We start from the raw sequence: 14,813 nt of genomic DNA on the forward strand, positions 1-14,813 counted from the left end.
CCCCAGTACGCATTCATGTTCCTGCGGGCGATCGGCTCAAAGAGCGGCAGAAATTACTTAAACCAGGCAAGCACAATGTCAAAATCAGTTAATAAACCATTTAAACAAAATTCGCGATCTCTAAAAAGATTGCAGCACTCCCACAGCCTCGTTACTATCCCACCCTCCGTTCAGCAGCAAGGTCAACTGAATTTCCCTTGCCTTGTGGCCGGAGTTCTGTAAACTGGGAAATACTTTCACACATACTTGAGTCTTGTGCGACAAGTGACTCACTAATCAACTTCCCCGCTCTCTTCGCTTAGAGACTAACCCTTACACTTAAGCTTCTGTAAAGGTCTATGAAATCTGCATCTTCCACCAATTACTCTTCTCTGGACAACGTGATTGATGTCGCTGTTGTCGGCGGTGAAAATCATCATCAGGAACATTATTCTGCCCCAGAAATTAGGAGCAGTGCAATTATCCCGCGCCAAGGAAACCTTTCCGGCATTCTCGACCTTCTAAATAAGCAAAGTTTCACAGTAGTAGTTAAGGAAGTAGAAGACAAACTTAAGGTTGTCAATCAAACCCTGGGAATGCTCGACAATATCCTGGAGAGCGAGGGATTTGATGCCATACTCAACGAGATGTTGCAGTCGATTACCCTCAAAACAGGGGAATTGCTGAATGCCGCTCGCAGCACGATATTTTTATTAGACGAAGAAAAAAATGAACTCTGGGCGATCGTCGCTAAAGACGAAAATGGCAAAAGTCTAGAGCTCCGATTTCCCGCCCATGTGGGAATTGCGGGAGAAGTAGCCACTGAAAAAAAAGTGGTGAACATTCCTTATGATTTTTATAACGACCCCCGCTCGACTAACGCAAAAAAAACTGACAAAGAAACAGGATATCGCACTTATACAATGCTGGCGATGCCCCTGATCAACGAAGAAACAGGAGAGTTAGTAGCAGTAGTTCAACTGATTAATAAACTCAAACCCAACCACGAACATTATGGTACTTTAGAATCACAGATTGATAAGGCAGGATTTACTCAAGAAGACGAACAAGTTTTTCGAGAATTTGCCCCGTCGATTCGCCTAATTCTAGAATCGTCCAAATCTTTCTACGCAGCAACTCAAAGACAGCGGGCCGCGACAGCGCTGATGAACGCCGTCAACGCTCTTTCTCAGAGCAGTTTAGACTTAGAAGATACCCTCAAGCGGGTGATGGATCAGGCTAAAGAACTGATGCAAGCCGATCGCAGCACCTTGTGGCTGATAGATGAAGACAGAAATCAACTCTGGACAAAAATGCTCATTGGCGGTAAACTTCAAGACGTTCACATACCCAGAACGGCTGGTTTTGCAGGTATTGTTGCCCAATCCGGCCAACCGCTGCTGATTCCCTTTGACGTGTACGACGACCCCCGCGCCGAAACTTCCAAAGAAACAGACAAAAAAACTGGCTACCGCACTTGCAGTATGCTTTGTATGCCAGTATTTAACTCGGACAAAAAATTGATTGGCGTCACCCAATTAGTGAATAAAAAACGACAAGGAGAATTCCCGCCCTACAACCCGGAAGATTGGCCGCACGCCCCCGATCAGTGGAAAGCGAGTTTCAATCGCAATGACATGGAATTTATGAAGGCGTTTAACATCCAAGCAGGAGTGGCGCTGCAAAACGCCAAACTGTTTGCAGAAGTCAAACAGCAAGAACAAAGACAAAAAGATATGCTGCACGCCCTGACTAACGGCGTGATTTCTACAGATAAAAAAGGCAATATAGTAGCGACCAATCCCAGTGCCAAAAAATTACTGGGTGTCAGCGATGCAGAATTAGCCGAAGGTCAATCTTTGCGCGAGTTAATTAAGTTAGAAAAAGGCGATTTTGCCAAATGGTTTGATGCGTCTTTGTCTCCCGAAGACAATCAGGACCGCCAGCAGTATTACCCAGATCAAGTTTTGCTTTCCTTTGAAGGAGAAGCGCAGAGTATCAATCTCTCAATTAATTCAATGACTGACGCTACCGACCCCAACAAGGTCAACGGCGCGTTAGTCGTCATGGAAGATATTAGCAGCGCCAAGCAAATCAAAAACTTGATGTACCGTTACATGACTCCAGAAGTAGCCGAAGCTTTGTTAGCTTCAGGGGATACTGGATTGGGCGGTAAGCGCAAAAACGTTTCGGTGCTGTTCTCAGACATTCGCAGCTATACCACACTTACGGAAAAATTGCAAGCCGAAGAAGTGGTAGTGATGCTCAACAAATATTTTGAAGTGATGGTAGATGTCGTATTCGAGTACGGTGGGACTCTCGACAAATACATCGGCGACGCTCTGATGGCAGTTTTTGGCTCTCCAGCACCCTTAGAGGATCATGCTTGGTGCGCCATGCAAACGGCAGTTAAAATGCGGGAAAAACTGGCCGAGTTTAATCGAGATCGCGTGGCACATGGGGAATTGCCGATCGGCATCGGTATGGGCGTGCATTCCGATGAAGTTGTCAGCGGCAACATCGGTAGTAGCAAACGCATGGAATTGACTTCGATCGGAGACGGCGTAAACCTCGCCTCTCGCTTAGAAGGCGCCAGCAAGCAGTACGGCACCGACTTGATCATCAGCGACAATACTTACAGAGATTATGCCGATCGGCTGTACGTGCGAGAACTCGACTTTATTACTGTCAAAGGCAAAAGCGAACCCGTAATCGTTTACGAACTCGTCGGCATCCGCGAGGGATATTCGCCAGTGGGCAAGTCACTAACCGAAACACAGCAACAAATTATAGAACATTACACCAAGGGGCGCGAACATTACAAAGCTCCAGTCACCCAAAGACTCTCAGAAAGTGAGGTGAAAAACATCTTAAAGGAGGTCGCCTCCATGCCAGAGGCAGAGATTAAGAAACTGCCCAGCAATTTTGTAGATCAACAGTTGGAACACGAGCTCAAGAACCTGTTATATCAACTGAAAAAGCTGTCAGAGTACGACCCCAAAAACCTGTCCGAAGCAGACAAACTCATCGTACTGTTGCAGACAGAAATCCAACTGCTGAAATTTGAAGGCATCAAAAACCTCTCGGAAGACGAAGCCAAAATGCTGCTGCAAGCAAAAATCAAGCCCCTATCAGCAGACGATATTAAATACTTGCAAGAAGGCGATGTCAAAAAGCTGTTGGAAGCAGACATCTTAGAACCATCAAATCCTCAAATCAAGCGGCTGAAACCTGCTGAGATCAGGCAGCTATTGCAGGCGAAAATTAAAAGTCGGGCCTCCGAGACAGTTGCAGAAATGTTAGATGAGGAATTTGAAAACCTGGGACTCGATCGGGTGAAAAAACTGCTGAGCGAGTTTAAGAAAGCCTTAGAACCAAAAGCCAAGCAAGCCTTTAAAGACGCTGAACGCGAATTTGACGCCGTTCTGAAAGTTGACCCGAAAAACAAGGCAGCTAAATTGCACATCGATCGCTGTATGTTATTTCAACATGGGTTTTCAGACGTACTCAACTGGGATGGTGTGTGGAATCTCACAGAAAAATAGCAGTAGCCCACAGCAAATGCTGGCCGTGGCATCAGGGATCGGGGCGGGGGCGATCGCGATCGGGGGTGCGCCTCCCATCCCACCACCAATTAACCTAAATATCCTATTGAGGTAATCGTAAATAAGCTCCAACAGGTATTATGGTTATATAACCGGATTTGAATTTGCAAGCGAGATGCCGGGGTTTCGCCCTAGGTGTTTCGGTCGCACTACCTACCGCAACAAACTTAGCACTTCTATTATTTGAAGCGCTTAAAAATAGTTAGGACTGGCAGCAGCGTTACCCGGTTTCTGAGAAAAATCTTGGAGAAAGCCGACGAAACATCCGCTCAAAAACCGGGTTTCTCACCCCGCCCACGTAAGTCTTAATAGCGTTAGTGGCTCCTAAAAAGAGCTTCCTTCGCAGATAATCAATGTTCTAGTCTTAGATATAGAAAACCACTAGCGTCAGTTATGAATAATTGGAATTCGCAATCGGGAGATGTTGAGTGGGTAGATCAGGTTTACCAACTATTGCTGGAGATTGCTCGGAGCTCCCTGTCAGATATCCCCAGAATCCCGGAAAATATCACTGTTAAGGCTATCCCTCTGATCCAGAAGGTACAAAGCATTCAACAAAGACCTGATGGGCAAGTGTTCAAATCTGGTTCCTTTTCAGTAAACGATCACGAATGGGTCGATCGAGTCTGTCAACTATTGGTAGAACTAACCAGCGCGTCTTTGTCGGAACAGCCAAAAATGCCGGAAAACCTTGCAGGCAGATCTTTAGCCCTCGCCGATAGAGCACAAAAAATTAAAGAAGATATCGAAGAAAATGCAGCCCAAACCCCAGCAGATGAAGATGAAAATTCCTTACAGTCTCCAGACGAGCTGCTTTCCCTCTTGCACCACAGTTTGAAAACTCAGCGCGCCAAAAGCTACAACCCCGATGCCCCCGAATGGCAGCAAGTCTTGAGTCTGCTCGACGTAGTGCAGTCACTTTACAAGCAAATCCAAAATTAAATTTAAGCTTAACTCAGGCGGGTCTTGATGGTGCGATCGCTAGCTCTTAAAGGCGGTTGCTCTGTGACAGAAAATTTTTTTTGCCGTAGCCCGAACATTTCCGATTATTGCACTTTTGTCAACTACACTAGGTTTAATCGGTTCTAGGGCAAGAGAACATGAGCGGACAAAACATCGGCGATTTGTCAAAAGAAATATTAGCCGATCGCTATCAGTGCGATCGGCGGCTCGGCAAGCAAGCAGGACGGCAAACTTTACTCGCCCGCGACTTAAAAACCCAACAGCAAGTAGTAGTCAAACTCCTCTCATTCAGCAGCGACTTTAACTGGGAAGACTTAAAACTGTTCGAGCGAGAAGTCGAAACCTTAAAATCCCTATCCCATCCCGCAATTCCCCGATATCTAGACTCCTTTGAAATCGACACGCCCAACCGCAAAGGATTCGCCCTAGTTCAGAGTTACATCGAAGCCAAATCCCTACAAGAATATCTTTCAGACGGCCGCACTTTCAGCGAAAGCGAAGTCAAACAATTAGCAACAGCATTATTAGACATCCTCGCCTACCTGCACCAGCGACAGCCCCCGGTGATTCACCGCGACATTAAACCCAGCAATATTTTACTCAAGAATCGATCGGGCAACAGCGTCGGCGAAGTCTACCTAGTCGATTTCGGTGCAGTTCAAACCCTAGCAACCCAACAAGGGAAAACAGTCACCGTTGTCGGAACATACGGCTATATGCCGCCCGAACAATTTGGCGGGAGGGCGGTTCCCGCTTCCGACTTGTACGGCTTGGGAGCAACATTAATCGCCTTAATTACCAAGCAGCATCCAGCCGACTTGCCGCAGAAAGATTTGCAGATCGAATTCGAGCAATTGACCCAACTGAGTCCCGGTTTTACCAATTGGCTCAAGTGGATGACAAATCCCAGTTTAGAGCGCCGTCCCGCCTCAGTCCAAATAGCAAAAGAAGTTTTAGAAAAACCACAGCAAATAAACCAATATTCCCTGCCATTGAGACAGGGAAAAACCGTGAACATCTTTAGCTTGTTCAAGAATGCGATTTGGTACAGCACTGCGATAGGATCTCTAGCTGTAGGAATTAGTGGAACCCTTTACACCACCTTCCTTGGGCCAGGGTGGGGAATGGTCACAGGATTTCAGGGCGTTTGTCTCGGCTTGAGTCTGGGGTTGGCGAACGGAATAATCGTAGGAATTGTGACGCGCTTGTGGTTCGTTCCCCTAACTAATCCCAAACTTTACCGACAGGTTTTAACTACAATGAGTATTGTACTCTGCACCTGGATAAGCATGATCTTCTTTCACATGGTGCGTCCTTGGGCGCTGAATGTTGGGGGTGTTTGGCATCTTGCTTTCATTATTGTCGTGCTTGCACCGTCGCTAATGGCAGGACTTTCAATGGGGGCAAGTACCAACTCTTTTACCCGGTGGTATCTATCAAAAAGCTAGCAGACTGTAATCTCCAATAGAGAATAAGATCGCGATACCCAGATATCCGATTTCTCTAAGAAGTCGGGGATTTAAAAAAAAGCTTTTAATGTCAAGTTAAAATCAAGACCAAACAACATGATTGGTAAAATATTAGCGGAACGCTACGAAGTGCTGCAGCAATTGGGAAAACAAACTGGTCGCCAAACGCTGCTAGCTCGTGACTTGAAAAATCAAGAATTAGTTGTCATCAAACAGCTATTCCTCGGTGGCGATTTTGAATGGCAAGACCTCAAGCTATTTGAACGGGAAGCGGAAACTTTAAAAAAGCTTTCTCACCCAGCAATTCCTCGCTACCTCGATTACCTGGAAATTAACGAACCAGAGAGTAAAGGATTTGCCTTGGTACAAACTTATGTCAAAGGAAAAACTTTGGAAGATCATTTACGATCGGGGCGTAGTTTTAGCGAGAGCGAGGTTAAAGAATTAGCTAAATTGCTATTAAAAATTTTGATTTATTTGCAGCACACGAAAGTGCCACCTGTGATTCACCGCGATATTAAACCCAGCAATATTTTACTGCACAGCAGATCCGGCCACAGTGTCGGACAAGTTTATTTAGTTGATTTCGGTTCCGTGCAGAACCAAGCAGCAAAATTGGGCGGCACAATTACAGTAGTCGGAACTTACGGATATATGGCACCGGAACAATTTGGCGGGCGATCCGTTCTGGCTTCGGATTTGTACGGTTTAGGTGCAACTTTAATTTATTTGGTAACGGGTTTGCATCCCACTGAACTGTCGCAGCAGGATTTGAAAATTAAATTTGCCGATCGGGCGACGCATCTCAATCCTAATTTAATTGATTGGCTGGAGTGGATGACAGAACCGAGTTTGGACAAACGGTTATCTTCGGCTCGGGAAGCATGGATATCGCTCAAAAATCCCCGCACGCTCGACAAAATACCTATGGCAGTGCAGCGGCAAGGTAGCGATATTAAACTGACAAAAAATTCGGAGTTTATAGAAATTAAAATTCCGCCACAGGGAGTCGGTTTGGGTGTAATTGCAATGCTTGCAGGTGCTATCACTGCAAATGCCAAGTTATTTATCAGTTCATATATCGCTTATAAGGGAGATATAGATACGCAACTTCTTCTCCTACTAGCCTCTTTTTTAACTGCGATCGGAGGATTAAAGTTAATTAAGGCAATAATTCAGGAATTGCATTTCAAGATTGATCGGCAGCAAATCTCCTTTATGAACCATCTGCTGGACTTGAGATGGAATTATTCTCAGCCAGCTACCAGACATGATATTTGCAAGTTAGAAATTGAAAAAATTGAATCTACTATTCCGTTCACACGACAGAAATTGAGTAGAGTTTCTTTGATAGTTCAAGCCGGAGACCAAAAATATCGACTAGGAGAGAAGCAGAAATTAAATGAAGCAGAAATCGAGTGGCTGGCAACAGAATTAAGCCAGTGGTTGGGATTGAAAATTAAAAGGACTTTGACATACCGTGAATTTATTAGATGGTATGTCTGAAAAGATCTCCCGATCGCCCTCTGAAACCATAGCCCCCTCAAACTGTGGGATGGGCGTCCCCCCCCTCCGGTGTATTTTCACAGCAGGTGGGACACCCCACAAGCCTCATCCTCAAATTGTGTAACCCCGATCGCACTCGTCCGCTTTCGGTCAATCTCATGCAGCCGAAAAGCCCGATCGCCCGTAAAATGCTATCAAAGGGATTTGGCAAGTAGCACTCATCCCAATCATCTGTTAACTTGGAGATATTGTTGTGGACTTATCGCTAATTCCGGCCCAGCCGAAACCAGGACTGCTCAACGTCCTCATCGAAATTACCGCCGGTAGCAAAAACAAGTACGAATTTGATAAAGACTTACAAGCCTTTGCTCTCGATCGGGTGCTTTCTTCCTCAGTCCAATATCCGTGCGACTACGGCTTCATACCCAATACCTTAGCCGATGATGGCGACCCCCTCGACGGCATGGTGATGATGGATGAGCCCACATTTCCAGGGTGCATAATCGCAGCCCGTCCGATCGGAATGCTGGAAATGATCGACGGAGGCGACAGGGACGAAAAACTTTTGTGCGTTCCCGACAAAGACCCCCGCTATGCTCACTATAAGTCCCTCAAAGACGTAGCCCCCCACCGCTTGGACGAAATAGCCGAATTTTTTAGAACCTACAAAAATTTGGAGAAAAAAGTCACGGAAATTCTGGGTTGGCAAGATGTCGATCAAGTCATGCCCTTAGTGGAAAAGTGCATCGCAGCCGATCGCAAATAAGCCCCTAGCCCGCACTCCTCGACTGCAACCCGACTAAAAACTCAGGGGGCCGAACTTAAGGCGATGCTGCACGTGAGGCGATGCAGTCGAGGAACGGGTAGCTAGAAGGCTAAATCCGTCGTGAATGCCGAGTCACCGGAACGACATTCCTGAAAACCCCGTCCCGGCCCCAATCTTGAAAAAAATACTACTCCTAGAGTAAGATGAAGCGCAAATTCTACCCCTGGGGAATGCGTTCTACGTTTGAGGAAATTTTACCCGAACAACTCTGGTTCGGCGCTATCTTAATCTCAGAACACAGAACACGCCGGGCAGCCCGGATGATGCAAAAAATAATCTCTCAAGCGTGACATCTCCTACACGAATCGGTAAGGTTGATAGTTCTAACAGCCCAAGTATTAGGCACTCGAATAGTTTCCCGATCAAGGGCTTTATTATAGTACAGATTGCTAATCACTAAAAAGTAAAAACTAAGATTTCAACTCCCAAGTTCCTGCCGCCAAAACTAAAAAAAATGCCAGATTCCGCACCCTCTCTACCCAATCCACAGCCTTCCGATCACAAAGCCACTATGGAAAATAGTCCTTTGACCGAGTTTGTCGTTCAGTTTTGGGGCGTGCGGGGCAGTATCGCAACCCCCGGCACCAAAACACTGCGCTACGGAGGCAACACCTCCTGTGTAGAAATGCGCTTGGGCAAAAAACGCCTGATTTTTGACGGCGGTACGGGCCTGCGAGTTCTGGGTCTAAACTTGCTGCGGCAAATGCCGGTGGAAGCCCATATGTTTTTCAGCCACACTCACTGGGATCACATTCAAGGCTTTCCGTTCTTTACTCCCGCCTTTATCCCAGGGAACTGCTTTCACATTTACGGTGCGATAGCCCCCAATGGCACTACCATCAAACACCGTCTTGCCGACCAAATGCTGCACCCCAATTTTCCCGTCCCCATCCAAGTGATGCAGTCAGACCTCAAATTCAACGATTTGACGCCTGGGGATATTCTCGAACTCGACGATGTGAAAATAGAAACGGCACTGCTCAACCATCCTAATACGGCGATCGGATATCGAGTCACCTGGGAGGGACACACGGCAGTCTACTGTACCGATACAGAACACTTTCCAGATCGCCTGGACGACAACGTGTTACACCTAGCTCGCAACGCCGACGTGCTGATTTACGACGCCAACTATACCAACGAAGAGTATTACGACTTCAAAACCCCGAAAGTCGGCTGGGGACACTCGACTTGGCAAGCAGGAGTAGAAGTAGCGAAAGCTGCTGGAGTCAAAAAAATCGTGATGTTTCACCACGATCCGGGTCACGACGACAATTTTCTCGATCGTACAGAAGCAGAGGTGCAGGCAGCGTTCGCCAATAGCTGCTTAGCCCGCGAAGGCATGAGTATACCCGTGATTTAACCAAAAATAAATTCAGAATTATGAAACAGGAAAAACCCCGCAAACGTCGCAGAGTAGGCTTGCGGGGGCTTTACTCAACGTTGCTAGTGTTGATAATTATTTGCTGTACCTGCGGCGGATGGGTTGCAGCTCAGACTGCCTACTCTCGCACTCCCGCGCGACTTGCTCAGGTGTCTTCGATCGAGGATACTGGTACGGTCGATCGCATTCCCGAACGCTACCAACTCGGACAGCAACTGTACTTAGAAAACTGCGCCACCTGTCACATCGCTTTACCGCCGCAAGTCTTACCTACAGAAACTTGGCGCCGATTGCTGCAAGATTCCCAACACTACGGACAAACCATCAAACTGCTAGTAGACCCGCCCCGCCTGCTAGTGTGGAACTACCTGCAAACTTTTTCCCGTCCCCAAGCCAAAGACGAAGAACTCACCTACCGAGTCGCGAGTTCTCGCTATTTCAAAGCACTGCACCCCAAAGTCAAACTGCCACAACCCGCAAATATCAGCAGTTGCGTTACTTGTCACCCCGGCGCGTCTCAATACAATTTCCGCAAGCTTACCGCTGAGTGGCAAAACTCTCCGTAACGAACACAGGACTTACCCACAAACTATTGAGTAGGGGCGTTATGCGGGCTCATTAAGTCGTGGGTGTATCCCTCGAAGGTGGATGAGGAGATTTTTTGATTAGTTAGCTGACTTAGCATTCATCTTCCATCACATTTTTCTTGAAATCTGGGTAAGGGTTCAAGTCGAATTCCTCTCCGTGTAATTGAAAAAGCTTTTTCTTGATTTCTTTGTGTTCTTCTTTTGCTTTTCGGCGCCCATATACCTGATCATTTTTTTCAATTCGCTCAATCAAAAACACTATTGCCTCTTTATCAAAGACTTCAAGGTAAGGAGATATGGCTTCCTGAAATCGAGAGTTTGCCTCCTCAAATCCTCTGCTAGCACAGTAATAACTAGATAGTATGCAACAAAATAAATGTTGCCACTCTTCTGTATCAGCTATCTCAAGCAAAAATTTTAATTCTACCTCCTTAAAATAGAATTTAATATCGTTTTCTATTAAATATAAGATGTCTTTATAGTGTACCTCTAAATTATCCTTCACAAAGCATCCACAGATTTTGCTTGTGTTAGTAGTTTTAACATTATGCTGTATTTTAAGTTTCGCATCTTGATTAAGAAGATCATAAATTTTAGGATTTTTTGACAAATAAATTACTAAATAATCCAAAGTGAGCGGAATCGATGAAACATTACTATAATAGTCTTTCTCTCCTTTTATTTTGGTGAGAATACTTCCGGCATTCCGATTTCCGATTACCTCAAGTGTTTGCAAATTGATATTTCTGTTTTTTGTGCAATCTTCGTTGTCCAGCTTAAATACCAACTTCCACAAACTTCTATAGATAGAAAGTTCAACTTCAGGTTTAAGTTTACTTAAATATCGACTTTCTAGATATTTTTTTACTTTTTGTCTAGTATTAAGTGCTGGCGCTGCTTCCGCAATATTCGCTAAAAGTTCCTTAATTATTTCTTTCCTGTAGAAAGGTGGCTTTATAAGCAAATCCTCCAGAGTATTTCTAATCAGCGCCCTCACCGTTTCTTTGTTAGGTGTATGTAATTGTCTATCTGAGTCTAATATAGGGTGAGCGGATAGATGGCGTTGCTGTTGAAGATATACCAGATTTGCATATTCTGAGTGATCCAACAGATTTGTATGTTCATGGGTATGCTGAACCAGTTCAAATTCCCAAGAGGGTGATTTTGGATTATCCTTTTGTGATTCTTTAATGCAATCAAGAATTGATTTCGCACCTGAATCTTCATATAAATCAACAAGATATTCAAGTTTATAAACTATGTCACAAACAGCGACAGACCAAAGCATTACCACTGCGGAACGATAGTTGCCATTGTGGTACGAAGATAGAACTTCTTGAAAATAATCTTTTGTCTTGCCGTAATGTATTTTTTCGGAAGTATTTTCTAAAGAGAATTCTGACATTACAAATAATTTCCTCAATTATAGCTTTATGGTGAAACAGTTAATAGCATTTCACATTTTCTTCTTGGGCTTCTTCTTGTTCTAATAAGCTTATTAATTTCTGAGCAGCATCACCATAATTATAAGGCGACCAAACACGATAATCCGCCCCAGTCTCCAATGGTTTTAACATTTCTTATTTCGCCAACTCAGCCATTAAGAACTGCATTATTTGAAACTTATCAGCAGGGGATAACTGCCGAAGTTTGTCTAATAATTCAAGATTTGAAATAAAAGACCCTTGAATTCATTTCTCCACTTTACCACGACTTTGAGATTTAAACCACTCCCAAACATCTTGGTTTTAACACTTTATCTGCGTCCATCTGCGTTTATCGGCTCCATCTGCGGTTAAAGCTCAAACATAAACTAAACAGGAAAAAACATTTCTGAAAAACTAATTTCAATCTCAAGAAAAGCTAGCATTCTAATCACAGCATTATCTGCAACAACTATCTCAGATTGATAGTCTCCCGGTGCAGGATTCCGGTAAATATATGCCTCCCGTCCCTTGCAGATTTCGGAACTCTAGTTGCAACAGTAGGTCAAAGCGAAATACCGGCAGGTGGAGAAAAAAGTGCCAGTGCGCCCAAAGCCGAAACGCCGTCTGAGGATGCAGATGGAAAAACCAGCTACATTGAACGGTTCAACTGCACTTTGGGACAACGCCTGTGGCGACTCGTCAGAAAAACCTTGTCATTTTCCCAGAAGTTAGAGAATCACATTGGTGCAATTTGGACTACCACTACCCGAAATCTAAGGGCTTTCTGAGGAAATCATGCTGCATTCGGGAGAGACCCTTGTGGATATATCGCGGGATCGCACGGCTAAACCAGAGGCTTATCCAAGCTTGGGAGCGATGCCTGCGGCGGGCTACGCCAACGCACTAACCAGAAAACGGCGATCGCATTCTGAACTAGAGACGTATCCAAAGTGTGGGTGCGATCTTTCCATTCATGCTTACGGGGCATCGCACCTTACAAATAACCCACCAAACTTGCTAGTCCGTTCCAGCCGAGTGGTTAGCTGCTGCTTGAGGGGCATAGAAGTAAAAAATCTGTGCCTTTAACTACTTTTTGAGCAATTGTTATGATATCTTAACTTTAGCGGAGGCTAGTTCAGACAATTTAAGAAGCCTGGTTATCAAGTAACCTGATTTATGATTGACCGTAAAAAAATTCAACTGAAATGGGAAAGTTATTGGTTTAAAACCTTTGGGAGATGGCGATCGTGTCCATTGAGCTGCCCCGTAGACAGACCTCATCCTCGGCATATTTTTTGGAGTTTGATTGGCAGTTTTTTGGCAATTACTGCAACGTCCTATCTTGCTCTAAAAACTAATTCTCCTTTACTAATGGCTCCGTTTGGCGCTACAAGCGTTCTGATCTTTGGTGTCCCTGACAGCCCTTTGGCTCAACCCCGGAATGTCATTGGGGGCAATTTCTTAGCTGCTCTCACCAGTTTAATGATTCTGCATTTTCTCGGTTCTTCTCCCTGGGCGATGGGAATGGCTGTTTCTAGTGCGATCGGAATTATGCAGATTACCAGAACTCTACATCCGCCTTCGGGAGCAGTTGCCTTAGTCGTAATGATGACCCAACCAGACTGGAAATTTTTGCTAACACCTGCTTTTGAGGGCTCAATAATCTTGGTCTTGTGCGCCGTCATCTTTAATAATTTAGCGGCCGAAAGGACGTATCCCCAGCACTGGTTATAGCATTATCTCTAATCCTCTCATCCTTCCCTCGGGAGCACTACCCAAAATCGGGATGCTCCCTCGATTCTGACTTCCATCGGACTTCTTTCTTCCATCCGTTACATCCCGATCGCGTGCTTGGTTGCCGAACTTCCTTCTGCTAGATCAATCAAAAAAAACGGACGGATCGGGGGAAGGTCGAGATCCCTTTTGAAAGCGTTCCCAGGACTCCTTTAACTGAGCCGGCGCTGGATATTCACGATCGTAAACCACCAGCACATTCGTCAAATTCCGCCCCGGCGGCAATAAAATCTCCCCTTGATGAGCCAAACCTACTGAAGCACCCCCGTCCAAATTCATCGCTTCAAAACAGCCGATCCTCTGCATAACTTTAGCTTCTGCTTCCAAAGACAAACTATCAAGAAAAGTCACCAACAATAACTTATCTCTAGAAGCCGGAAAGCCGATCGCCGTTCTCGAACCCACGCCCAAAACATGAGAATCTTTAAAACCTTCCGATAAAGGAGACAGCCAAACTCTCCCCCCTTTAACCAATCTCGGCCCGCAAGTCAGAGAAAACCAATGTTGACTCCAATCCGGCTTACCTTCGATTCTAGCCGTCACCATTTCCAATTGATTTCCCGCTTTAATTCCCAAAGTCGTGCCGTAATTTTCCCATCGGCTATATTTCAGAAACTTACCCGCCGCCACCATATTTCCCAGCACAGATTTCTGATTATCCTTACCAAAAAAAGTCCCGTTAGCAACAACAGCAGCCCGGTAACGCGATACCATATTTTCAAAAAGTTCATCACCCCGCGTTACTTTAGAAGTATTTGCAAAATCTGCATTATTAGCTAACCCAATTGTGATATAAATTTCCGGGTCGGCGAGGTCAATAGTTGTGAGATAAAAACTTGCGCCATCTACATTTTGACTGCTGACTTGTACAGGTTTTGCTTGCTTAGCAGAACGTTTGATAATTTGAGGTTTAGACGGCTGTGCAGCAGGAGAACTTTCTGGCGATTTTACAATTGGATTACTCGGCAGAGGTTGATTGGTTTTTGCCGATTTTACAACCGGATTGTTAGGGAGAGGTTGAGGAGTTTGATTTGATTGTATACTTGATAAAAAAGCGAGTGACTTTTGCCAAAGTTGACCCGCGAAAGTCAAGAAACTATCTCGGTTTTGGGCGATCGCAAAATAGTCAGCCGCAACCCGCGCCAAAGCTATGCCCGTTAAAAATAAAAAAGTGCGCCGCAGCATCGGGCGACAACCTTCAGACTGTTTGCGTTTAGACATAAAAAAATCTCAGCTAGGATAGCGAACACTTTCCTCTGGCTGTGACTACAAT

At 45.2% G+C, this 14,813-nt stretch carries 12 protein-coding genes and 1 pseudogene; 10 read left to right on the forward strand and 3 right to left on the reverse strand.

The features are described from left to right. Positions 1–338 precede the first annotated feature (338 nt). The 7 genes from QUB25_RS17170 to QUB25_RS17200 all read left to right on the forward strand — a co-directional run bounded on the left by QUB25_RS17170 (position 339) and on the right by QUB25_RS17200 (position 10,298). Positions 339–3,524, forward strand: a complete 3,186-nt coding sequence (locus QUB25_RS17170) for a GAF domain-containing protein (protein WP_333040884.1) — start codon at positions 339–341, stop codon at positions 3,522–3,524. A gap of 453 nt (positions 3,525–3,977) precedes the next feature. Beyond that, entirely contained in the window at positions 3,978–4,526 is a 549-nt protein-coding gene (locus QUB25_RS17175) for an inorganic pyrophosphatase (protein ID WP_333040883.1), read from the forward strand. A 158-nt stretch (positions 4,527–4,684) separates the two neighbouring features. Further along, a complete protein-coding gene (locus QUB25_RS17180; RefSeq protein WP_333184496.1) occupies positions 4,685–5,995 on the forward strand; it encodes a serine/threonine-protein kinase in 1,311 nt (436 codons plus the stop codon). Positions 5,996–6,112: 117 nt separating this feature from the next. Next, positions 6,113–7,522: a serine/threonine-protein kinase gene (locus tag QUB25_RS17185; protein WP_333184499.1), complete on the forward strand. Its 1,410-nt coding sequence runs from the start codon at positions 6,113–6,115 to the stop codon at positions 7,520–7,522. A gap of 253 nt (positions 7,523–7,775) precedes the next feature. Continuing rightward, on the forward strand, positions 7,776–8,288 hold the full coding sequence (locus QUB25_RS17190) for an inorganic diphosphatase (RefSeq protein ID WP_006634582.1): 513 nt from the start codon (positions 7,776–7,778) through the stop codon (positions 8,286–8,288). Positions 8,289–8,802: 514 nt separating this feature from the next. After that, positions 8,803–9,711 (forward strand): MBL fold metallo-hydrolase, encoded by a 909-nt coding sequence (locus QUB25_RS17195; protein WP_333184502.1) that lies wholly within the window; start codon positions 8,803–8,805, stop codon positions 9,709–9,711. A gap of 20 nt (positions 9,712–9,731) precedes the next feature. Then, positions 9,732–10,298 (forward strand): diheme cytochrome C, encoded by a 567-nt coding sequence (locus QUB25_RS17200; protein WP_333184504.1) that lies wholly within the window; start codon positions 9,732–9,734, stop codon positions 10,296–10,298. 112 nt (positions 10,299–10,410) lie between these two features. On the opposite strand, the gene QUB25_RS17205 is transcribed toward QUB25_RS17200, so the two are convergent. Both QUB25_RS17205 and QUB25_RS17210 read right to left on the reverse strand, forming a co-directional pair. After that, positions 10,411–11,724 (reverse strand): hypothetical protein, encoded by a 1,314-nt coding sequence (locus QUB25_RS17205; protein ID WP_333184505.1) that lies wholly within the window; start codon positions 11,722–11,724, stop codon positions 10,411–10,413. 40 nt (positions 11,725–11,764) lie between these two features. Then, positions 11,765–11,896 (reverse strand): hypothetical protein, encoded by a 132-nt coding sequence (locus tag QUB25_RS17210; protein ID WP_333184506.1) that lies wholly within the window; start codon positions 11,894–11,896, stop codon positions 11,765–11,767. 488 nt (positions 11,897–12,384) lie between these two features. Here QUB25_RS17210 and QUB25_RS17215 point away from each other — a divergent pair. From QUB25_RS17215 to QUB25_RS17225, 3 genes and pseudogenes are all read left to right on the forward strand, one after another. Beyond that, positions 12,385–12,534 (forward strand): annotated as a pseudogene (locus tag QUB25_RS17215) (IS1 family transposase); the annotation flags it as partial. A 31-nt stretch (positions 12,535–12,565) separates the two neighbouring features. Next, a complete protein-coding gene (locus QUB25_RS17220; RefSeq protein ID WP_333184508.1) occupies positions 12,566–12,832 on the forward strand; it encodes a hypothetical protein in 267 nt (88 codons plus the stop codon). 90 nt (positions 12,833–12,922) lie between these two features. Continuing rightward, positions 12,923–13,480 carry an HPP family protein gene (locus QUB25_RS17225; protein ID WP_333184511.1) on the forward strand — a complete coding sequence of 186 codons (558 nt, stop codon included), beginning with the start codon at positions 12,923–12,925 and terminating at the stop codon, positions 13,478–13,480. A gap of 144 nt (positions 13,481–13,624) precedes the next feature. On the opposite strand, the gene QUB25_RS17230 is transcribed toward QUB25_RS17225, so the two are convergent. Continuing rightward, positions 13,625–14,761 carry a phosphodiester glycosidase family protein gene (locus QUB25_RS17230; RefSeq protein WP_333184515.1) on the reverse strand — a complete coding sequence of 379 codons (1,137 nt, stop codon included), beginning with the start codon at positions 14,759–14,761 and terminating at the stop codon, positions 13,625–13,627. Between the last annotated feature and the right edge of the window lie 52 nt (positions 14,762–14,813).

Origin of the sequence: Microcoleus sp. B3-D7, from assembly GCF_036705305.1 — a bacterium.
Classification (GTDB): domain Bacteria; phylum Cyanobacteriota; class Cyanobacteriia; order Cyanobacteriales; family Microcoleaceae; genus Microcoleus.

Coding starts and splice junctions, on each gene's coding strand:
- QUB25_RS17200 (WP_333184504.1), top strand. CDS start 9,732: ATGAAACAGGAAAAACCCCGCAAACGTCGCAGAGTAGGCTTGCGGGGG.
- QUB25_RS17225 (WP_333184511.1), top strand. CDS start 12,923: ATGATTGACCGTAAAAAAATTCAACTGAAATGGGAAAGTTATTGGTTT.
- QUB25_RS17195 (WP_333184502.1), top strand. CDS start 8,803: ATGCCAGATTCCGCACCCTCTCTACCCAATCCACAGCCTTCCGATCAC.
- QUB25_RS17180 (WP_333184496.1), top strand. CDS start 4,685: ATGAGCGGACAAAACATCGGCGATTTGTCAAAAGAAATATTAGCCGAT.
- QUB25_RS17205 (WP_333184505.1), bottom strand. CDS start 11,724: ATGTCAGAATTCTCTTTAGAAAATACTTCCGAAAAAATACATTACGGC.
- QUB25_RS17230 (WP_333184515.1), bottom strand. CDS start 14,761: ATGTCTAAACGCAAACAGTCTGAAGGTTGTCGCCCGATGCTGCGGCGC.
- QUB25_RS17170 (WP_333040884.1), top strand. CDS start 339: ATGAAATCTGCATCTTCCACCAATTACTCTTCTCTGGACAACGTGATT.
- QUB25_RS17175 (WP_333040883.1), top strand. CDS start 3,978: ATGAATAATTGGAATTCGCAATCGGGAGATGTTGAGTGGGTAGATCAG.
- QUB25_RS17185 (WP_333184499.1), top strand. CDS start 6,113: ATGATTGGTAAAATATTAGCGGAACGCTACGAAGTGCTGCAGCAATTG.
- QUB25_RS17210 (WP_333184506.1), bottom strand. CDS start 11,896: ATGTTAAAACCATTGGAGACTGGGGCGGATTATCGTGTTTGGTCGCCT.